The sequence below is a fragment of the Massilia polaris genome (genome assembly GCF_012927275.1).
GTDB lineage: Bacteria > Pseudomonadota > Gammaproteobacteria > Burkholderiales > Burkholderiaceae_D > Telluria_A > Telluria_A polaris.
Genome location: NZ_JABBGG010000001.1, coordinates 327,511 through 348,791 on the forward strand (window position 1 = coordinate 327,511; position 21,281 = coordinate 348,791).

The following is a 21,281-nucleotide window of genomic DNA, read 5'->3' on the forward strand; positions in this document are numbered from 1 at the left end:
TGCATGCGCGTTGTCGGACGAGGGGCGATGATTTCTGGATCCGCCATCGGTACAAAGCCTTAAGCAACGGACACTTGGTGACACACCCAGGATACACCCGCACTGTCTAATGAATACCTCGACGCAATATCGCTTCGACCCACTAATCAACGGAATACAACATGCTGAACCTCAACCGCGCCGCCATCCTGCTCCTGTCCGTCGTCCTTGCTTCGGGCGCCCACGCTATCGGTCCAACCGGCACCGATGCCGATTTCGGCACAGCCGTCTCCGACACCGCCGCGCAACGCACCATCGCCCTCGACGCCGGCACCAAATCGGTCAATGTGGTCAACGGCGAGACGGTCAAGTTTACCACCGGCGGCAAGAGCTTCAGCTGGCACGTCAGTACCTATCCAAACGTGAACCAGTTCGACCTGGAGAAAATCGCCCCGAAAGACGTTTCGACGGCAGGCGTCCAGGTTTATGTGTCGCCTAGCGCGCAGTACTTGGGTAACTAATCCGACGTGAACTAGCCTGAAACGCGCCGGCGCCGGGTATGCAATCGAGGTCGCGCAAAAATTGCTGGCCACGCTGTGCGAGCCGGTGCACGTGGGCGCGCTGATGGTCGATGCGCGCGTCGATATCGGCATTGCGCTGTTCCCGTCCCATGCCGACGACGCCGATGCGCTGATCCGGCGCGCCAACGCGGCGATGCATCAGGTATCACGCCGCTGACCAACTGGATGATGGAAGCCGCGTTCAGGCAAAGCCACGCTTGGCACGAAGCCGGCTTGTCGCTGGCGTTCGCGATTAACCTCTCGGCGCATGATCTGTACGATCCGGGGTTGACCGATCGCGTCCGCGGCTTGTTTTCCACCTCGGGCCTGGCGCCCGAACTGATCCAGTTCGAATTGACCGAGGGCGCCCTGATGGCCGATCCAGCCGCTGCGCTGAAGACATTGACACGCTTGAAGCGGATGGCCGTCAAACTGTTCGTCGATGACTACGGCACCGGATACTCCAGCCTCAGCTATCTGCAAAAGCTGCCAGTTGACGCGATCAAGATCGACCAGTCTGTTGTCGCGCCGATGGTGTCGAGCCATGATTCTGCCGTGATCGTTTCCGCGACGATCGAACTTGGGCGCCGCTTGTGCAAAGAAGTGGTGGCCGAGGGCGTTGAAACGCAGCCGGTGTGGGACCAGCTCATCGCTTTGGGTTGCGATATTGCCCAAGGTTACCTTATTAGCAGGCCGATGCCTGCCGCCGAGATGCAGCAATGGACACGCAACTGGATCTAGAATTCCACCAATCGTGAAGCTTAGTGCGGGCCGGCATGCGCCGGGAATCGCGGCGGCGACTGCGGGATGCGCCAACGAGAATTGCAGCGCCGCAGCCTTGATCGGCACCCCGTGGCGTTGCGCGATCGCCTTGCTTGATGAATTCGCTCCAACCTCGTGGACGGACGTGGGAGCGTGGCGCGTGCTTCAGGATTCGGAACCGCCTCAGCCTTTCAGCCAGCCGGCCACGCGGACCTGGTTCGCCGCCATCCACTGGCGCGCAGCCTCGCGCGGCAGCTTCTTTTCGACGTTCACCAGCCAGTCCATTTCGGTAACGGCGTCGAGACCGAGGTTGATGCGGGCCAGCGCCGCCCGGGTTGCCGGCGGGATCGCCTTCAAGCGGTCGCGATGGCCGACCAGCGAAGCATGGTTCACGCCGCCGAGGACGCGGCGCGGATCCTGCAGCGGCCGCAGCTTGCCGCCGCGGTTGAGGTACTGCGGCGCCCAAGTCGGGAACACGATCCAGCGCCGCTCGGCGACTGCGGCATCGTAGGCAGCGGTCCATTCGGCGGCCGTACCCGGACGGAAGCTATAGCCGAGCGCATCGAGCCCGTAGTCGCCGACCGCCTTCTGCGACAGCGTGGTGATGGCGGCGCCCGTGCCGATGCCCTGGATCAGTTTGGTCATGCGTCCAGCAACGGCAGGCTTAGCCAGGTCGGCGATGGACTTGACCTGGTCTTCCGGAACGTAGTCGGGCACGCCCCAGAAGAAACGCGCGCCGTCGTAGAGTTTTGCGACCTCTTCGGCACCGCCTCCGTAGCGGGCCCAGTAGGCGCCATGGCCTTCGGGCAGCCATGCCGCCGCCATAAGATCGAGCGCGCCCTCGGCGAGTAGCGGAAACATCTGCTCGTGCGGTCCCTGGCGCACTTCAACCGAATGGCCCAGCCGCTCCAGCACCTCATGGACGACCGCGCCGGTGACGGCATAGAAACTCAGTGAAACCTGGCCCAGCACGATCGGCGGCTTCGTGCTGGTCTGTCCCCACACCGAGCCGCTGGCGAGCGCACTCGCTCCCGCCAGCAAAATCGTACGGCGCATGGGCTTGAGCAGTTCATTGCCGGCGCCTTGTGCGGGGTGCGGACTCTCGATGAAACGATCGGAACGGTTCTCTTGGGTCATGATGATTCTCCTTCAATTTTTTAATTAGATAGGGGACGTGTTCGATGCCGCGCGCGTGAGCGCCGCCATGCCGATCACGAAGTGAACAGGACATGAGGCCGAGCACAATTGCTTGCGCGGGATGCTGCCGGAGAGGGCGGTCAGCACCGGAGCGCCGATTGTCACGGCCAATGCGTACAGGCTGACCAGCAGGCCGGCCGAGGGAGTCGACACGCCGAGGCTGGCGGCGATGGTGGGGCTTCGCCCGGCGATGACGAATTCGGTGGTGCCGATCGAACGCGGAATGCGTCAGCGCCCGAGAGTGCGAGTGGCATGGTGGTTCCTTTATGGAAGAGTGAGGACGATGGCATGCAGTCTGACGGCTCACGGCACAAAGAAAAATCTCTTGCAGGACAATACACTTTTGACTTGGAGTCACGAATGATCGACGTCGCTGCTAGCCCGCCTTCAGTGCTCCTCCCGGCACACCTGCTCATCAAGGGGCGGGTGCCGCACCCCTTGGCCGCACGGCTGATCCCCAAGCAACGCCCGGCTTCACTGGGGTAGCACCTGGACGATGACCCCGCTTGCCGTTTCTGGTCCTGGCGCCCGGTTTTTAAAACATCTTTGTTTAGGAAAACGCGGCTAAACTGCGGAGCATTTTTCAAAGTTTGTTGAGTTTCCATTACCAAATTTGTATAACTCCACTAGCTGAAGCGCCGTATCCAAGGGCGCAGGCTCGGCGGCATGCCCGTTTAGTAAATGTTGTCGAACCCGCGTCATCGGCTGTGCTTTCACGTCGCACTCTGGGACTGCCACCGGGTCCACAGTTGGCGGAAGTGCCTTTGTAGCGTCACATAAAAAAGCCCATCCATGGGCATAATGAGGAGATATCAAATGATGTTCAGGAACGTTCTTGCTTCGCGCCAGGCCTCCGGCCCGCGCGCAACGCCGATTGCCACTGCGGTCGCCTTGGCTCTGTTGAGCATTACCACGGCTCAGGCGCAAACGGCCCCGGCCGACAAGCCGGCCGAAACGCAGGTCGAAACGCAGGCCGACGCCAGCCAGGCGCCGAAGGTTGTCGTGACCGGCTACCGCTACGCGATCGAGAAGAGCCTCGACCAGAAGCGCAACGCCAATGCGATCGTCGAAGTGATCACCGCCGAAGATGTCGGCAAGTTCCCCGACAAAAACGTGGCCGACGCGCTGCAGCGCGTGCCGGGCGTGGTCGTCACCCGCAGCGGCGGCGAGGGCAAGAACGTCAGCGTGCGCGGCCTGTCGTCGGAATTGACGCTGACCCAGCTGAACGGGAATTATGTCGCCACGGCCGAATCCAACGGCGATCCTTCGCGTTCCTTCAACTACACGTTGATGCCGTCGAACATGCTGTCCAGCGCCGAGCTGTACAAGACGCCGGAAGCGCGCATCGACGAAGGCGGCATCGGCGGCACCGTGATCCTGCATACGCGCCGTCCGCTGGACGTGGAGTCCAACTCCGGCTTCGTCAACGCCGAAGGCACCTGGGCCGACACGACCAAGAAGGCCGACGGCCAGTTTTCCGGCCAGTATGCCTGGCACGACGAAAGCAATCGCTTCGGTGTTCTGGTGGGCTACACCCAGCAGAAACGCACCACCCGCACCATGGGCGCCAGCACCGAAAACTGGCAGTGGTACGGCGACAACTACAAAACGAATCCGGCAACAGACGTCAACGGCAAGGAGTCGGACCTGAACTCGTATTGGTGGGGCCAGTCGGGCTTCCACGACCAGAACGGCAAGTACTACACCAACTTCATGATGCCGACCTCGGTCAACCTCAACGTCAAGACCGAGGAGCGCGAGCGCAAGGGCGGACAGCTGACCTTGCAGTTCAAGCCGGTCCGCAACCTGAACCTGACGGCCAATTACTTCCGTTTCGACCTGTCGCAGAACTCCCAGACCAACACCCTCAAGGTGCCGGAATGGAATATTGCCCGCTATGACGGCGACGGCAACTGGCCGGGCGGCCGCCTGCTCGACGGCCTGACCTTCGACCCAAGCGGCACCATCGTCACCGGCGCGCAGTACAGCGCTCACCCAGGCAAGGCCTACTACTGCAGCGGCCAACAGGCTGCGGCGGGCGGCCTGACCAATACCGGCGGCTTCGGTCCGGACGACTGCACCATTCCAACGCCGCAGATCACCGGCAGCTACAACCGCGAAAAGGCGCGCTCGCAGGTCTTCGACTTCACGGCCGAATGGCGCGGCGAGTCGCTGGACGCCAACTTCACGGCCGGGCGTACCTGGGCCGGCGGCGGTCCGGAAATGCAATTCGGCATGCCGATCAAGCCGCGCCGCCAGAACGCCGATGGCAGCTGGGCCCTCGGCAACACCGCCACCGCCTGGGACCTTTCCGGCACGCCGACGATGACGTTCGCGCCGCAACTGATGGCGAACCTGCAAAACGGCATCGGCGAAATCGACCTCGGCTCGACCTCGTCGTCGTGGACCAAAAACAGCACCGAGCAGAAGTACGCCCAGGCCGATTTCACCTGGCACAAGGATGGCAAGTGGCTGGACTCGCTGCAGTTCGGCGCCAAGTACCGCGACGGCGGCACCCACCGCAGCACCGGCAACAACTACTGGGTTTGCAAGGGCGCCGATCCGAGCGACTACGACAAGCGCTTCCAGGCCGGATGCGATCCTACCGCCAACCGCTTCCAGGCGCAGTTCCTGTACCCTGAATCGCTGGACAATCTCGCTGGCGGCATCAGCGCCAACGCGTTCCCGGCGATTAACTATCCGGCCTACATCGGGCACCTGAACTCGACCTACGGCGAGATGCAGACCCGCAGCGAAGACAACTTCGTCTACAACGTCGAAGAAAAGATCGCGTCGGCCTACCTGCAGGCCAACATCAAGACCGAGCGCCTGCGCGGCAACGTCGGTGTGCGCCTGGTGCGCACCAGGCAGCATGCCGATTCGACGGACCAGGTCGAAAGCTACAACGACTACTTCTACGACGGTCCCGACGGCACCCCGGCGCCGTGCCGGGCGGGCGGCTTGCCGGCTGCCGGCGCGCCAGCCGGCTCGGGTTGCACCAGCGGCTTCACCAGGCTGCCGGACAGCACCGCGCGCGACTCGTCGTTTGCGGTCAGCTCGCTCGACCGCACTTACAACGACGTGCTGCCGAGCTTCAACCTGGCCTACGACCTGAGCGACACGCTGCTGCTGCGCGTCGCCGCGTCCAAGGTGGTGTCGCGTCCGAGCTACGGCGACATCGCGTCGCCGGGTGGCCTGAACTACTACAGCCAGGAGTACGTCAACGATCGCCGCCTGATCGGTGGCGGCGACCGGCAGGGTTGGTTCGGCGCGGGCAGCAACAAGAACCTGGAGCCGTACAAGGCCACCCAGTATGACCTGGGCCTGGAGTGGTACTTCCACCGCGGCTCGGTGCTCGGCGCCGGCGTGTTCCGCAAGAACGTCAGCAACTTCGCGGTGCCGGTGGTGACGGACATCTCGATGGACGTGGGCGGCCAGACCGTGACGGTGCAGAACTACGCGACCAGTGCCGGCGGCCGCGACGCGGTGTCGCAGGGGGTCGAGTTGTACGCGCAGCACACCTTGGATTCCGGCCTCGGTTTCCAGGTTAACTATACGTACAACAAGACCAACCAGGCGGCCATCGCCCTCGCGGACGGCACCGAACTCGGCAAGTCGCCGCTGGTCGGCAGCGCGAAGAACCAGGCCAACCTGACCGTGTTCTACACCACCGAGAAGTTGCTGGCGCGCGCTTCGTACAACCGCCGCGGCGAGGTCGTGAACGGCCTGGTCAATGGATTGAACGTCTATGACGAGCCGTTCAGCCAGATCGACCTGAACGTGGCGTACAACATCACCAAGCAGCTGAGCCTGACCGCTTCGGTGCTGAACCTGACCGAGGAAGAGAGCCGCGCGCACCTGGGTAACGACACCAAGGACCGCTTCTACTCCAATGGCTACGCCGGCCGTGTCGTGTACGCGGGCATGAACTACAAGTTCTAAGCCTGCTTCATCCCTCCCCGCGCCGCCGGGCCGGGGAGCTGTCTTTAACGGCCTTGCCAGCCCCTGCTGGCAAAGCCGTCTTTTCTGGATGCCACAATGAACGCGCACAACCGGATCAATAACATCACCATTGTCGGTGGCGGCAGCGCGGGCTGGATGGCCGCAGCCGCGCTGGCCACCTACCTGGGCAAGGGGGCCTCGATCCGCCTGGTCGAGTCCGAGGAAATCGGCATCGTCGGCGTCGGCGAGGCCAGCGTCCCGCACATCAGGATGTTCAACGGACAATGGCTGGGCATCGACGAAGCCGAGTTCGTCAAGCGCACCCAAGCCACGGTCAAGCTTGGCATTCAATTCAAGGACTGGAGCCGCATCGGCGACAGTTACATCCACGGCTTCGGCGCCATCGGCCGCTCGCTCGGCCCGCTGCCGTTTCACCAGTTCTGGCTCAAGCTGCACCTTGCCGGGCGCGCCGGCCCGATCGGCGACTACTCGGCGCAGACGGTGATGGCGCCGCGCGGCAAGTTCGCGCCCCGCGACAGGAATGCGCCGGCCGATTCGCCGCTGGCCGATATCGCCTATGCCTATCACTTCGACGCCACGCTGTACGCGCGCTATCTGCGCGAACTGGCGGAACAGCGCGGCGTGCAGCGCATCGAGGGCAAGATCGTCGGTGTGAACCAGCGCGCCGGCGACGGTTTCGTCGAATCGTTGACCCTGGAAAACGGCCAAGTGGTCGGCGGCGACTTGTTCATCGACTGCTCGGGTTTCCGCGGCCTGCTGATCGAGCAGACCTTGAAGACCGGCTACGTGGACTGGTCGCACTGGCTGCCGTGCGACCGCGCGATGGCGGTGCCCAGCGAGCGCACCGATCCGATCACGCCGTACACGCGCGCGAGCGCGCGCGCGGCCGGCTGGCAGTGGCGCATTCCGCTGCAGCACCGCACCGGCAATGGCTACGTGTATTCGAGCCGCTTCATCAGCGACGACGAGGCCGCCGCGACCTTGCTGGCGAACCTGGACGGCAAGGCGCTGGCCGACCCGCGGAAACTAGCGTTCACCACCGGCATGCGCAAGAAGTTCTGGAACAAGAATGTCGTGGCCCTGGGCCTGGCCAGCGGCTTCCTCGAGCCGCTCGAGTCCACCAGCATCTACCTGGCCCAGTCGGGCATCACCCGCTTGCTGAGCCTGTTCCCCACGCGCGACGCCAACCCGCTGCTGGCCGAACGCTACAACCGCGAATCCGTGTTCGAGTACGAGCGGATCCGCGATTTCCTGATCCTGCACTACAACGCGACCGAACGCGACGACACGCCGTTCTGGAACTACTGCCGCACGATGTCCATCCCGGACAGCTTGCGCGAGCCGATCGAGCTGTTCCGCCGCGATGGGCGCTACTTCCGCAACGGCGAGGATTTCTTCGCGCTGCCGAGCTGGGTCCAGGTGATGCTGGGCCAGCGCATCGTGCCGCAAGGCTACCACCCGATCGTCGACGAGATGCCCGAGGACCGGCTGATGGAATACGTCGAGGGCATGCGCACGACGCTCGCGCAGGCGGTCGCCACGATGCCGATGCACCAGGAATGGATCGACAGATACTGGAAGGCGTCCCCACCATGAGCGCGCATCCGCTGCTGCGCGCGCTCGCGCGACTGCTCCCCGTGTTCGTCCTCGCCTTTACGGCAGGAGTGGCCAGGGCGGGAGTACCGGACCGGCTTGTCATCGACAAGGGCTGGACCTTCCGCCTTGCGCCCGGCAACGCGCAACTCGGCGCGCATCCCGAAGCGGCGCCATGGCGCGCGGCGGCGGTGCCGGGCACGGTGCATACCGACCTGCTCGCCCACAAGCTGATCCCCGACCCCTATGTCGGCGCGGCCGAAGCCGGCCTGCAGTGGATCGGCCTGGCCGACTGGGAATACCGCACGCGCTTCGACGTGCCGCGCGCGGCGCGGGGCAGCGCGCGCAGCGACCTGGTGTTCGAAGGCCTCGATACCTATGCCGAGGTGTGGCTCAATGGCGACCAGCTGCTGGCGGCCGACAACGCCTTCCGCACCTGGCGCGCCCCGGTGCAGCGCAAGCTGCGCGCGAAGGGCAATGAATTGCGCATCGTGCTGCGCTCGCCGATCGCCAGGCTGCTGCCGCAGGTGCAGGCGATGCCGCACAAGCTGGCGGGCAACTACCCTTCGCCCTACGGCGACGAACCGAAGGACGCGATGACCGGCAACTTTGCGCGCAAGCCCGGCTATCACTACGGCTGGGATTGGGGCCCGCGCTACGTGACCGCCGGCATCTGGAAGCCGGTCGTGTTGCAGAGCTGGGACGCGCTGCGCATCGACGACCTGCAACTGCGCCAGGATCACGTCGACGAAGCGCGCGCCGACATCGCCGCGGTCGCGTCGCTCGACGCGGTGCGCGCCGGCCAGTTCGAGCTGCGCCTGTGGCAGACGGCGCCCGACGGCAAGCGCTCGCTGGCCGCGCAACGGCGGGTCGCCTTACATGCCGGCGCCAACCGCATCGAACTTCCCGTGCACGTCGACCGCCCGCAACGCTGGTTCCCGACCGGCTATGGTGCGCAAGCGCTGTACCGCTACCAGCTCGACGCCGTTGACGGCAAGGCCGTCACTGCCAGCACCAGCACGCGTACCGGCTTGCGCAGCGTTGCGCTGCGCCGCGATCCCGACGACAAGGGCCGCAGCTTCTACTTCGTCGTCAACGGCATTCCCGTGTTCGCCAAAGGCGCGAACTCGATTCCCTTCGACATGTTCCAGCCGCGGGTGACGAAGGCGCAGCTGCGCCGGGTGCTGCAGTCGGCGCGCGACGCCAACATGAATTTCGTGCGCAGCTGGGGCGGCGGCTATTACGAGAGCGATGCCTTCTTCGACCTGGCCGACGAACTCGGCCTGCTGGTGTGGCAGGACTTCATGTTCGGCGGCGGCATGCAGCCGGCTTACGACGACGCTTTCCGCGCCAGCGTGATCGCCGAGGCGCGCGACCAGCTGCGCCGGCTGCGCAACCATCCCAGCATCGTCCTGTGGTGCGGCAATAACGAGGAAGAAATCGCCTGGAAGTACTGGGGGCACGGCAAGACGCTGAAGGAAGCCGATCCGGTCTTCGCCGACCAGGTCTGGAAGGGCTATGTGCAGTTGTTCGGCCTAGAGCTGCGCAAGGTCGTCGCGGAAGAGGGCGGCGGCATTGGCTACTGGGCCAGCTCGCCCGGCGACGACCTGGCCGAAGTGGCCAACACGCCGGCCAGCGGCGACATGCATTACTGGGAAGTGTGGGGCAACCCGGCGCATCCGCCGGCCAAGTTCCTGGAGGTCACGCCGCGCTTCATGTCCGAGTACGGCCTGCAGGCATGGCCGGTGCAGCGCACCATCGACGCTTTCGCGCGGCGCGAGGAGCAGGGCATTGCCACGCCGGTGATCGAGGCGCACCAGAAGTTCCAAGCCGGAAAGGGCAACGCACGGCTGATGAAGTACGTGCACTATGAGTTCGGCGAACCGAAGGATTTCGCCGGTTTCGTCTACCTGAGCCAGGCCGCGCAGGCCGAGGGCATCGAGCTGGCCGCGCTGCACCACCGCGCCAGCCGCCCGTTCACGATGGGTTCGCTGTTCTGGCAGCTCAACGACGTGTGGCCGGGCGCGTCGTGGTCGGGCATCGACTGGTTCGGGCGCTGGAAGGCGCTGCAGTTCCATGCGCGCCGCTTTTATGCGCCGGTGGCGGTCGCCGCGCTGCGCGGCGCCGCAGGCACCACCTCGGTGAGCCTGCTCAACGACCGCACGCGGCAGGTGCGGGGCGAGCTGCGCCTGCGCGTGATGGCCCTCGACGGCAAGATACTGCGCGACGAGCGCAAGCCGGTCGAACTCGCGCCGCTGTCGGCGGCGAAAGTGGCCGATTACCGCGATGCCGAATTGCTCGGCAACGCCGATCCGGCGTCCACAGTCGCGGTATTCGACCTGCAGGCCGAGGGCGAGCCGGCGTCGCGCAGGGTCGTGTATTTCGCAGCGGCCAAACAGCTGGCCTGGAACCCCGCCGGGCTGCGCGCGGAACTGCGGCGCGACGGCGATGGACATGTACTCGAGATCGCGGCGTCAAGGCTGGCGCGTGCGGTCTGGATCGGCTTCGGCGATGTCGACGCCGAACTGTCCGACAACGCGCTGACCGTGCTGCCGGGCGAAAGCGTCACGCTGCGCGTGGCGTCCGCCGCCACCGGCCAGGCCCTGCGCGCCGCGCTGCACATCGAATCGCTGGCCGACGCGGTGCAAACCAATACCCCCTCCATATCACGGACTCCCTGACATGACCTACTTTTTATATGACACGCGCCTGCTTGACGTCTCCCGCCTTCGCGCCCGGGCAATCTGGATCCCGGCTGTGGCGATGCTGCTGGCCGGCGCCGCTGCCGGCGCGGCCGAACCGCGCTTCGCGACGTCGTTCGAATCGGGCGATCCGGTTCCCGCCGTGCCGGCAGGCGACGGCTTGCGGGTGAGCCTGGGCGACGGCCCGGAACGCCCGTATGCGGCCAAGCCGCGGGTGGGTTACAGCGGCACGCGCGCGCTGCGCTACACCGCCGGCGGCACCGGTGGCCGCCTCCAGCTGTTTCCAGTCGACATCGTGATCGGCGGCGACACGACGCTGTCGTGGAAAGTCCTGCCGGAAATTGTCGAAGGCGATGCCGGCGCCTCCACCGGCGTATCGCTGGACCTGGTGCTTGACGATGGGCAGCGGATATCCAGCCTGGCCCTGCGTGACAATCACGGCGTGCGCCTCGGCGCCGCCGCGCAGGCGCAATCGACAACGCTGTATCCGCAACAGTGGGCGCACAAGGCGGTCCGGCTGGGCGAACTGAAAGGGCGCCGCATCAAGGCGATCGAGCTGGAACTGCAGCCCGCGGCCGGGACCGGCGCCAGCGGCTGGCTCGACGACATCGCCATCGGCGGGCAGGCGCGCAGCGTCGCCACGCGGCCATCCGACTACGTGTTGACTACCCGCGGCACCCAGGCCAATGGCAATTTTTCGCGTGGCAATAACATTCCCGCGACGGCGATGCCGCATGGCTTCAACTTCTGGACCCCGGTCACCGACGCGAGCACGCTGGGCTGGCTGTATCGCTGGAACGAACAGAATGGTGCGGATAACCGGCCGCGGCTGCAGGCGCTGTCCCTCAGCCACCAGCCCAGTCCGTGGATGGGCGACCGCCAGACTTTCCAGGTGATGCCATCAAGCGCGCAGGGGCGCCCCGACGCCGACCGTGCGCGCCGCGCGCTGCCGTTCTCGCACGATAAGGAACTGGCCCGTGCGCACACCTATCGGGTGGACTTCGACAACGGCATCCGTGCCGAGATCGCGCCGAGCGAACGCGCGGCGGTCTTCCGTTTCCGCTTCCCGCGCGATGGCGATGCGAACTTGCTGTTTGATAACGTCGACCAGCGCGGCGGCCTGACGCTCGATGCGGCCACCCAGACCCTGCGCGGCCATACCGATACCCGCAGCGGCCTCTCCAATGGCGCCGCGCGCATGTTCGTATTTGCGCGCTTCGACCAGCGCTGGCGCGACAGCGGCCTGCTCGAGACCGGCCGGCCCACCGGCTACGTCAAGTTTTCGGCCGACAATGGCGAAGTACGGATGCGCATTGCCACCTCGCTGATTTCGGTCGAACAGGCGCAGCGCAACCTCGATCAGGAGATCGGCGACGCCGGGTTCGACACCGTGCGCGAGCGTGCGCAGGCGGCCTGGGATTCCGAGCTCGGCCGCGTGCGGGTCGAGGGCGCCAGTGACGACCAGCTGACCACCATCTATTCCAATCTCTACCGCCTGTTCCTGTATCCGAACGTCGCCCACGAAAACGTCGGCAGCGCGAAGCAGCCGGACTGGCGCCATGCCGACCAGAGCAGCTGGTCCGACAAGAATAGTGGCGGCGACGCGCTGCGCACCTCCGCCCCGCTGCGCGCCGGCAAGACTTACGTCAACAACGGCTTCTGGGACACCTTCCGCACGACCTGGCCCGCATACGCGCTGTTGGCGCCGCAACGCGCCGGCGCGATGATCGACGGCTTCCTGCAGCAGTACCGCGACGGTGGCTGGGTGGCGCGCTGGTCGTCGCCGGGCTATGCGGACCTGATGGTCGGCACCAGTTCCGACGTGGCCTTCGCCGATGCGTGGCTCAAGGGCGTGCGCGGCTTCGATGCGCACCAGGCCTACGAGGCCGCGCTGAAGAACGCGACCGCGGTCCCGCCGGTGTCGAACGTCGGCCGCAAGGGCCTGGCGCGCTCGATGTACCGCGGCTATGTGGAGTCCGCCGTCCACGAAGGTTTGTCGTGGACGCTGGAGGGCGCACTCAACGATTTCGGCCTCGCGCAGTTCGGCCGGGCCCTGGCGCGCGACGACCGGGATGCCGCGCGTGCCCGCCGCTACCGCGAGGAAGCCGAGTACTTCCAGGCCCGGGCCGCGGACTACGCCAACCTGTTCGATCCGGCCACCGGCTTCTTCCGCGGCCGCGACGCCAACGGGCAGTGGCGCCAGCCGGCAGCCAGCTTCGAGCCGCGCGAGTGGGGTGGCGACTACACCGAGGCCAACGCGTGGAACTTCGCCTTCACCGTGCCCCACGACGCCGAAGGCCTCGCCACGCTGCTGGGCGGACGCGAGGCGCTGGTGCGCCGGCTGGACCAGTTCTTCGCCACTCCGGAAACCGCTGAGCCCCGGTTTTCCGGCAGCTACGGCCAGGTGATCCACGAAATGACCGAGGCGCGCGATGTGCGCATGGGCATGTATGCACACAGCAACCAGCCCTCGCACCACATCCCCTGGATGTACGTCGCCGCCGGCCAGCCGTGGAACACCCAGCGCATCACGCGCGAGGCCGTGCGCCGGCTCTACCTCGGCAGCGAAATCGGCCAGGGCTATGCGGGCGACGAGGACAACGGCGAAATGTCGGCCTGGTACACGTTCGCGATGCTGGGGCTGTACCCGTTGCGGATGGGCTCCCCGGAATACGTGATCGGCGCGCCTGCCTTCGACCGCGCCGAGGTCCGCCTCGACAGCGGCCGCACGCTCACCGTCATCGCGCACGGCAATGGCCCCGATAAGGTCTATGTGCAATCGCTCAAGGTCAACGGCAAGCCCTGGACCCGGCCCTGGATTCGCCACGATGACATCGCCGCCGGCGCGACCCTGGAATTCGTCATGGGCAGTGCGCCATCGTCCTGGGGAAGCGATGCGGGCGCCTTGCCGGGATCGATGACCGCGCCTGGTCGCCGGCCCGCGGTAATGAAGGACCGCGCCAAAGGGGCAGCGGCAATCACCGTGGACAGCGGCGTCGCTGCCGGTGGGCTGGTCGACGACGATGCATCGACCTCGCTGTCGCTGCACGGCCGCGCGGTCGTCGGCTTCGCGTTCGCCGGTTCCACAGCGATCAGTTACTACACGATTACCGGTGGCAAAGCCCCGCCGGACAAGCTGGCCTGGACGCTTGAAGGACGCAACGGCAAGGGCAGCTGGGCGGTGCTTGACCGGCGCAGCCACGAGCGTTTCGCGTGGCAGCAGCAGTTGCGTCCGTTCCGCATCGCCAGGCCGGGCGGGTATCGCGAGTACCGGCTGCGGTTCGAGAATGCGGCGGCGTTTGAACTGGCCGAGCTCGAGTTGCTGGACTCTGCGGAATCGAAGTGAACGCGCGCGCGGCAGTTGGTCAATGCGCTGTTTACTAAAAACCTGCTAAAAGCGTGCCGATCAGGCCGCTTTGATTGACTCTCGCAAATGGCGGCTGATATAACGGTTACCTATGAACTGACGCGGGGCACAGAACTTCGCGCACACAGAAAACGCAGCCATACGCGTTTAATAAACCAGATATCGGAGACTCTTCATGCACTTGAATTCGCGGCATGTCCCCTTGCTTCAACGGCCGCGTCGCTTGTTGGGGCAGCCATGAGCCAGGTCACGCTGCGCGACATCGCGCAGGCCACCGGGCTGTCGATCGGCACGGTGTCGCGCGCGCTGAAGAACCAGGCCGGGATGACCGAGCCGACGCGCGACAAGGTGCGCGAGGCCGCGCTGCAGCTGGGCTATGACTTCGGCCAGCTGAAGAAGGGACGCATCCGCCGCATCGCCTTCCTGCTGCACAGCCAGCACAACACGCTGGCATCGAGCCCGTTCTACTCGCCGGTCCTGCATGGCGCGGAAGAGGCCTGCCGGCGCGAGGGCGTCGCATTGTCCTTCATCGCGGTCGGACCGGCCGATCCGGTGCTGGGACAAATCCGCTTGCACCAGCCCGATGCCATCGTCTGCGCCGGTTTTTTCGAGCCGGAGGTGCTGGCCGCGCTGCAGCAAATCGGCAAACCGATGGTTTTGGTCGACATGCACCGGCGCGGTTTCACCTCGGTTAACCCGGACAATATGCGCGGCGGCTACCTGGCCACCCAGCACTTGCTGCGCTGCGGACGCAAGCGCATCGCGATGCTGTCGGGCTCGCTCGCCCACTACAGCATCCAGCAACGTAACCGCGGCTTCCGCCAGGCGCTGTTCGAGGCCAGGGTCCTGGCCGACCCGGACCTGGAAGTCATCGTGCCGGCCATGGACGACGGCGACGAAGGCGTGGCGGAAGCCATGCGCAGCCTGCTTAGCCTGCCGAAGCGGGCCGATGCGGTGTTCTGCTACAACGACAGCACGGCGCTGTCGGCGATGAAGTATTGCCTGAACGAGGGCATGAAGATCCCGCATGACATTGCCATCGTCGGTTTCGACGACATCGCCGCGGCCGCCGCCGCCATTCCCCCGCTCAGCACGGTCCGCGTGGACAAGGAAGCGCTGGGCCGGGCCGGGGTCGAGTTATTGCTCCACAAGCCAGACGAATGCCCGTCCCACATCACCGTGCCGGTCCAGATGATCGTGCGCGAGAGCAGCTGCGACGACTAGTACACCCCTAACCCTGCCTACTATGACCACTCTCCCCAACTTTCGCAGCCCGGCCGTGCTGCTCAACCATGCGCGCCACACCATGGGCTTTTATCACCCGCGCGCGATCGACCCCGCCGGCGGCCTCTATCACTATTTCAAGGACGACGGCACCGTCTACGACGCGCAGCACCGGCACCTGGTCAGCAGCACGCGCTTCGTGTTTACCTATGCCATGGCGTACCGGCATTTCCGCGATCCGGCCTATCTGGAGGGCGCCGGGCATGCCCTGCGCTTCCTGCGCGAGGTGCACCGCGATCCGGTCGGCGGCGGCTACGCCTGGCTGCTCGATGGGGGCAAGGTGGCGGACGGCACCCAGCACGCCTATGGCCTGGCCTTCGTGCTGCTGGCCTATGCGCACGCCACGATGGCGGGGCTGGAACAGGCCCGCGCCTGGATCGGCGAAACCTTCGCCTTGATGGAGGCGCGCTTCTGGGACCCGCAGGCCGGCCTGTATGCCGACGAAGCCAGCCAGGACTGGACGCTGTCCGGCTACCGCGGGCAGAACGCCAACATGCATGCCTGCGAAGCGCTGCAGGCGGCATGGCAGGCCACCGGCGAGCGGCGCTACCTCGAGCGTGCCTACACCATCGCGTACAACATCACCCAGCGCCAGGCCGAGCGCTGCGGCGGCCTGATCTGGGAACACTACGACGCCCAGTGGCAGCCCGACTGGGCCTACAACTTCGACGATCCGGAGAACCTGTTCCGCCCGTGGGGCTACCAGCCCGGCCACTTCACCGAGTGGGCCAAGCTGTTGCTGCAGCTGGAGGCACGCGCCAGCGGCGTGCTGGAGCAGGACCTTGGCTGGCTGCTGCCGACGGCCGAACGGCTGTACCGGGTCGCGGTGGAAAAGGGCTGGGATGCCGAGCACGGCGGCCTGTGCTATTCGCTGGCGCCGGACCTGACGGTGTGCGACACGCATAAATATTTCTGGGTCCAGGCCGAGAGCGCGGCGGCGGCGGCCATGCTGGCGCAGCGCACCGGCAATGCGGAATACTGGGAATGGTACGAGCGCCTGTGGGCGTACAGCTGGACCCATTTCGTCGATCACCAGTACGGCGCCTGGTTCCGCATCCTCGACCGCGAGAACCGCAAGCTCAGCGACGAGAAGAGCCCGGCCGGCAAGGTGGATTACCACACCATGGGCGCCTGCTACGACATCCTGGCCGTGCTGGCGAAGGCCGACCATGCATGACGCGCCGCTGATGCTGTGCGCCGGCGAGGCGCTGACCGACATGATCAACCAGGGCGGCGAGCAGTGGGTGAGCCGCGTTGGCGGCTCGACCTGGAACGTGGCGCGCGCGCTGGCGGTGCTGGGCGAGCCGACCGCCTTTGCCGGCGCCATCAGCCGCGACCGCTTCGGCGACGCCCTGTGGGCGGCCAGCGAGGCGGCGGGGCTGGACCTGCGGCTGCTGCAGCGCGTCGAGCGTTCGCCCTTGCTGGCCGTGGTTGAGCAGGGCGAGCCGGCGCGCTATTTCTTTATCGGCGACGACAGCGCCGACCTGCATTTCGATCCCGCGGCGCTGCCCGATGGCTGGCCGGCGGCGCTGCGCTGGGCGCACTTCGGCGGCATCAGCCTGGCGCGCGAGCCGCTGGCATCAACCCTGGTCGCGCTGGCCCGGCAGTTGAAGGCCCAGGGCGTGGCGATCAGCTACGACCCCAACTACCGCAACCTGATGGACGAACGCTATGCGCCGACCCTGCAGCGCATGGCGGCGCTGGCCGACGTGATCAAGGTGTCCGACGACGACTTGCGCGGGCTGTTTCCCGGACTCGGGCTCGAGGCGGCTCTGCAGGAGGTGCGCGCGTTCAATCCCGCGGCGCATTGCCTGCTGACGCGCGGCGGCCAGGGCGCCAGCCTGTTCCACGGCGCGCAGCGCTGCGATGCGCGCCCACCCACGGTGGAGATGGTGGACACCGTCGGCGCCGGCGACGCCAGCGTGGCCGGCCTGCTGCACAGCCTGGCGCGCCATCCCGGCCGGCGCTTGCAGTCGCACCTGCATGCCGCGCTGGCGGCCGGCTCCGCCGCCTGCCTGCAGGCCGGCGCCACGCCGCCGCAGCCGGCGGCCATGCACCGATTGTTCGAAGTGCTCGAAGGAGAAGTATCGTGACGACCCGACCCCGCTTTGCCCCCTTGCTGCTGGCGGCGTTGCTGCTGCCGGCGACCGCCCAGTGCGCCGCGCCAGCCGCCGCCGCGGGCGCCAGTTCCATGCCGGTGAACACCTTCATCGGCACCCAGGACGAAGGCAATACCTTCCCCGGCGCCGCGGCGCCATTCGGCAAGATCCAGGTCAGCCCGATCGCCGACCATTACGCCGGCTACCGCTACAGCGACAAGCGCATCCGTGGTTTCGGCCACTCCTTCCTGTCCGGCGCGGGCTGCTGGGAACAGGGCGGGCAGTTGTCGGTGCTGCCGGTCACCGGCCACATCGGCCCCGGCGGCGATTTCGACACGTCCAAGGCTGACAGCTTCGACCACAAGCGCTACGCCGCCGAATACAGCCATGAGGGAGAAGTAGGGCAGGCCGGCTACTACCAGGTCAAGCTGACCAGCTATGGCGGCATCACCGCCGAGGCGACCGCGCTGACCCGCGCCGCCGCCGAGCGCTACACCTTTGCCTCCGGCACCGCCACCGGGCACGTGCTGCTCAACCTGGGCCAGGCCAACGAGCGCCATTCCGTGATCGGCAGCGAGGTCAAAGTGCTCGACGGCCGCAGCGTCGAGGGCAGGATCGTCACCAAGAGCTTCTGCGGCGGCGCCAAGTACAGCACCTGGTTCCGCATCGTGTTCGACCAGCCGGTCGTGGCCCATGGCATCTGGGACGACCGCGGCGGCTGGCCTGGCGTGGACGGCCCCAGCCAGCAGGGCGAGGCCAAACCGCATGGCGTCTGGCTGAGCTTCGACCTTGGCAAGGGGACGGCGGTCACCGCGGTCAGCGCGATTTCCCACGTCGATGCCGAGGGCGCGCGCATCAACCTGCAGGCCGAAGGTATGGAAGCTGGCAAGCCGCTGGCTTTCGATGCGATGAAGGCGAAGGCGCAGCGCGAGTGGCAGCGCGAACTTTCCAGCGTGCGCATCGAAGGCGGCAGCCAGGACGACCGCACGGTGTTCTACACCGCGCTCTACCACGCGTTGCTGCAGCCGATGACCGGCAACGATGCCGACGGCCGCTACCGCGGCTACGACGACCTCGTCCACAGCGCGAAAGACTGGACTTACTACGAGTACTTCTCGCTGTGGGACACCTACCGCGCCCAGAACCAGCTGCTGGCCCTGCTGCGTCCGCAGCGCGCGCGCGATATCGCCAACTCGGTGCTGAAGATCCGCGAGCAGGGCGGCTGGTTGCCGCGCTGGGGCTACGCCAGCTTCGAGACCAACATCATGACCGGCGACCCGGTCACTCCCTTCCTGGTCGACCTGTGGCGCTTCGGGGCGCTGAAGGGGCGCGAGCGCGAGGCCTATGCCGCGCTGCGCGAAAACGCCTTCGGCGTGCCGGCTTTCAGCATCCGCCCGCAGGGACGTTCGGGCAACCCGAGCTACCTGCGCGACGGCTTCGTGCAATACGACCGCAGCTTCATCTCCAAGGGCATGGACACCGACCCGCACCACGGCGCCTCGGCGACGCTGGAATATGCGCTGGCCGACAGCGCGCTGGCGCACATGGCGAAGGCGCTGGGCCACGGCAAGGACGCGCAGCTGCTGGCGCAGCGCGCCCTCAACTGGCGCAAGGTGTGGGACCCGAGCGTGGTCGACGCCCCAACCGGGCAGCGCGGCTTCCCGCGTCCGCGCCTGCCTGGGGGCGGCTGGTTCGCCGACGTCGGCAGCGGCTTCGACCCGCGCGGCGACCATGGCTTCCACGAAGGCACGGCCTGGCAGTATCAATGGCTGGTGCCGCAGGACGTCCCCGGCCTGGCCGCGGCGATGGGCGGCACCGCCCAGGCCCAGCGCCGCCTCGACCAGTTCTTCGACTACGACGCCGTGCTGGCCGATCCGGCGGCCGTGCGCAAGTCCTGGGTGGTCGGGCCGTACAGTTATTACAGCCAGTTCCGCTACAACCCGAACAACGAGCCCGACCTGCATGCGCCGTGGATGTACACGCTGATGGGCCAGCCCTGGAAGACCACCACGGTGCTGCGCGCGGCCGAAACGCTGTTCGCCAATGGCCCAAGCGGCGTGACCGGCAACGACGACCTCGGCACGATGTCGGCCTGGTACCTGTTCAGTGCGCTGGGTATGTATCCTGACGCGCCGGGCAGCGGCCGCTTCCTGCTGCACGCGCCGCGCTTCGCGCGCGCCGAGATCGACCTGCCGCAAGGCCGCGTGCTGCGCATCGAGGCACCCGAGGCCAAGCCCGGCGAGCGGCGCTTCGTGCAGTCCGTGAACTGGGCTGGGCGTCCGCTGTCGCGCGTGTGGCTGGACTGGGAGCAGTTGCAGGCTGCCGGCACCCTGAAATACCAGCTCGCGCCGCAGCCGGACACGGCGGGATGGGGCACGCGCGGCCGCGACTTGCCGCGCCCGCCTGCGGGCATCACGCCGTAAGGCATATTCTGCACACACAATAAGATCATAAGATCACCAGGAGACTTCGCATGGCAAACATTTCGCAACCGACGACGGCGCTGCCGCAAGTGGGCACGCAGACCGGCACCACCGGGCCGCTCGTCATCATCACCATCCTGTTCTTCATGTGGGGCCTGCTGACGGCGCTCAACGACGTGCTGATCCCGCACCTGAAGGAACTCTATACGCTGACCTACGTGCAGGCGATGATGGTGCAGTTCTGCTTCTTCGGCGCCTACTTCATCGTGTCGCTGCCGGCTGGCGCATTGATCAAAAGGATCGGCTACCAGAACGGCGCCGTGGCCGGGTTGGTGGTTGCCGCGGCCGGTTGCGCGCTGTTCTACCCGGCCGCGAACAGCGGCTACGCGCTGTTCCTGTTCGGCTTCTTCGTGCTGGCCGCCGGCATCACGATCCTGCAGGTCGCGGCCAATCCCTTCGTGACGGTGCTGGGCGACGCCCGCAACGCGTCGAGCCGCCTGACCCTGACCCAGGCCTTCAATTCGCTGGGGACGACGGTGGCGCCGGCTTTGGGCGGGATCCTGATCCTTTCCGGCAGCGTGCTGGGCGTGGCCGAAGTGGCGGCGTTGCCGGCCGTGGAGCAGGCCGCTTACCGCGCGGCCCAGGCGGCCAGCGTCCAGGGCCCTTACCTGGTGCTGGCAGCAGCGCTGCTGGTGCTGGCGATCCTGTTCGCCGTCGTGCGCCTGCCGAAGATCATTCATGCCGACGACTCCCTGCCGATGCCCGGCAGCGCCGCCAAGGAGTCGGCGCTGGCCCATCCGCATCTGTTGCTGGGGACGATCGGCATCTTCCTGTATGTCGGTGCCGAAGTGAGCATCGGCAGCTTCCTGATCAATTTTTTCGGCGAGCCGCGCATCGCGGGCCTGAACCACGCCGACGCCGCCCACTACGTCAGCTATTACTGGGGTGGCGCCATGATCGGCCGCTTCATCGGCTTCGCCGTCATGCGCCATATCAGCCCGGGCAAGGCACTGGCCTTCAATGCGGCTGCATCGATCGTCCTGATCATGGTCGCTGTGTTCGGCCAGGGCCAGGCCGCGATGTGGGCGATTATTGCGGTCGGCCTGTTCAATTCGATCATGTTCCCGACCATTTTCAGCATGGCGCTTTTCCGGCTCGGAAAGCTGACCGGCCAGGCATCGGGCATCCTGTGCATGGCAATCGTCGGCGGCGCCATTGTGCCGTTCGCCCAGGGCTTGATGGCGGACACGATCGGCCTGCAGTGGTCCTTCGTGGTGCCGGCGGCGTGCTATGCCTTCATCCTGTACTATGGCGCGCGTTACGCGCGGCTGTATGAAGCGGCTGCTTAATAG

At 66.3% G+C, this 21,281-nt stretch carries 13 protein-coding genes and 2 pseudogenes; 12 read left to right on the forward strand and 3 right to left on the reverse strand.

Annotation, left to right across the window (positions count from 1 at the left end; genetic code table 11):
- The first annotated feature begins 161 nt into the window (after positions 1-161).
- The 3 genes from HHL21_RS01605 to HHL21_RS01610 all read left to right on the forward strand — a co-directional run bounded on the left by HHL21_RS01605 (position 162) and on the right by HHL21_RS01610 (position 1,280).
- The gene (locus HHL21_RS01605) at positions 162-500 is read left to right on the forward strand and encodes a CzcE family metal-binding protein (protein WP_169463503.1); all 339 of its coding nucleotides are present in this window, start codon (positions 162-164) and stop codon (positions 498-500) included.
- Between the two features lie 61 nt (positions 501-561).
- A complete protein-coding gene (locus HHL21_RS21490; protein ID WP_229495807.1) occupies positions 562-717 on the forward strand; it encodes a hypothetical protein in 156 nt (51 codons plus the stop codon).
- 8 nt (positions 718-725) lie between these two features.
- A complete protein-coding gene (locus HHL21_RS01610) occupies positions 726-1,280 on the forward strand; it encodes an EAL domain-containing protein (RefSeq protein WP_229495810.1) in 555 nt (184 codons plus the stop codon).
- Positions 1,281-1,307: 27 nt separating this feature from the next.
- Here the strand turns inward: HHL21_RS01610 and HHL21_RS21495 are convergent.
- From HHL21_RS21495 to HHL21_RS01625, 3 genes and pseudogenes are all read right to left on the reverse strand, one after another.
- Positions 1,308-1,412, reverse strand: a pseudogene (locus HHL21_RS21495) (aldo/keto reductase); the annotation flags it as partial.
- Between the two features lie 72 nt (positions 1,413-1,484).
- On the reverse strand, positions 1,485-2,438 hold the full coding sequence (locus HHL21_RS01620; RefSeq protein ID WP_169463504.1) for a glycine betaine ABC transporter substrate-binding protein: 954 nt from the start codon (positions 2,436-2,438) through the stop codon (positions 1,485-1,487).
- A 102-nt stretch (positions 2,439-2,540) separates the two neighbouring features.
- A pseudogene (locus HHL21_RS01625) lies at positions 2,541-2,752 on the reverse strand (MFS transporter); the annotation flags it as partial.
- A 562-nt stretch (positions 2,753-3,314) separates the two neighbouring features.
- On the opposite strand from HHL21_RS01625, the gene HHL21_RS01630 reads away from it, so the two are divergent.
- The 9 genes from HHL21_RS01630 to HHL21_RS01670 all read left to right on the forward strand — a co-directional run bounded on the left by HHL21_RS01630 (position 3,315) and on the right by HHL21_RS01670 (position 21,278).
- On the forward strand, positions 3,315-6,440 hold the full coding sequence (locus tag HHL21_RS01630; protein WP_206085503.1) for a TonB-dependent receptor: 3,126 nt from the start codon (positions 3,315-3,317) through the stop codon (positions 6,438-6,440).
- Positions 6,441-6,536: 96 nt separating this feature from the next.
- The gene (locus HHL21_RS01635; protein ID WP_169463505.1) at positions 6,537-8,057 is read left to right on the forward strand and encodes a tryptophan halogenase family protein; all 1,521 of its coding nucleotides are present in this window, start codon (positions 6,537-6,539) and stop codon (positions 8,055-8,057) included.
- A complete protein-coding gene (locus HHL21_RS01640) occupies positions 8,054-10,735 on the forward strand; it encodes a beta-mannosidase (protein WP_169463506.1) in 2,682 nt (893 codons plus the stop codon). The genes HHL21_RS01635 and HHL21_RS01640 overlap by 4 nt, the downstream gene beginning before the upstream one ends.
- 1 nt (position 10,736) lies before the next feature.
- On the forward strand, positions 10,737-14,102 hold the full coding sequence (locus HHL21_RS01645) for a GH92 family glycosyl hydrolase (protein WP_206085504.1): 3,366 nt from the start codon (positions 10,737-10,739) through the stop codon (positions 14,100-14,102).
- A gap of 258 nt (positions 14,103-14,360) precedes the next feature.
- Entirely contained in the window at positions 14,361-15,347 is a 987-nt protein-coding gene (locus tag HHL21_RS01650; RefSeq protein WP_169463507.1) for a LacI family DNA-binding transcriptional regulator, read from the forward strand.
- Positions 15,348-15,369: 22 nt separating this feature from the next.
- Positions 15,370-16,584 carry an AGE family epimerase/isomerase gene (locus HHL21_RS01655; RefSeq protein WP_169463508.1) on the forward strand — a complete coding sequence of 405 codons (1,215 nt, stop codon included), beginning with the start codon at positions 15,370-15,372 and terminating at the stop codon, positions 16,582-16,584.
- The gene (locus HHL21_RS01660; RefSeq protein WP_169463509.1) at positions 16,577-17,500 is read left to right on the forward strand and encodes a carbohydrate kinase family protein; all 924 of its coding nucleotides are present in this window, start codon (positions 16,577-16,579) and stop codon (positions 17,498-17,500) included. Before HHL21_RS01655 ends, HHL21_RS01660 begins: the two co-directional genes overlap by 8 nt.
- Entirely contained in the window at positions 17,497-19,929 is a 2,433-nt protein-coding gene (locus tag HHL21_RS01665; protein WP_370659650.1) for a GH92 family glycosyl hydrolase, read from the forward strand. The genes HHL21_RS01660 and HHL21_RS01665 overlap by 4 nt, the downstream gene beginning before the upstream one ends.
- Before the next feature lie 50 nt (positions 19,930-19,979).
- A complete protein-coding gene (locus HHL21_RS01670; RefSeq protein WP_169463510.1) occupies positions 19,980-21,278 on the forward strand; it encodes a sugar MFS transporter in 1,299 nt (432 codons plus the stop codon).
- The last annotated feature ends 3 nt before the right edge of the window (positions 21,279-21,281 follow it).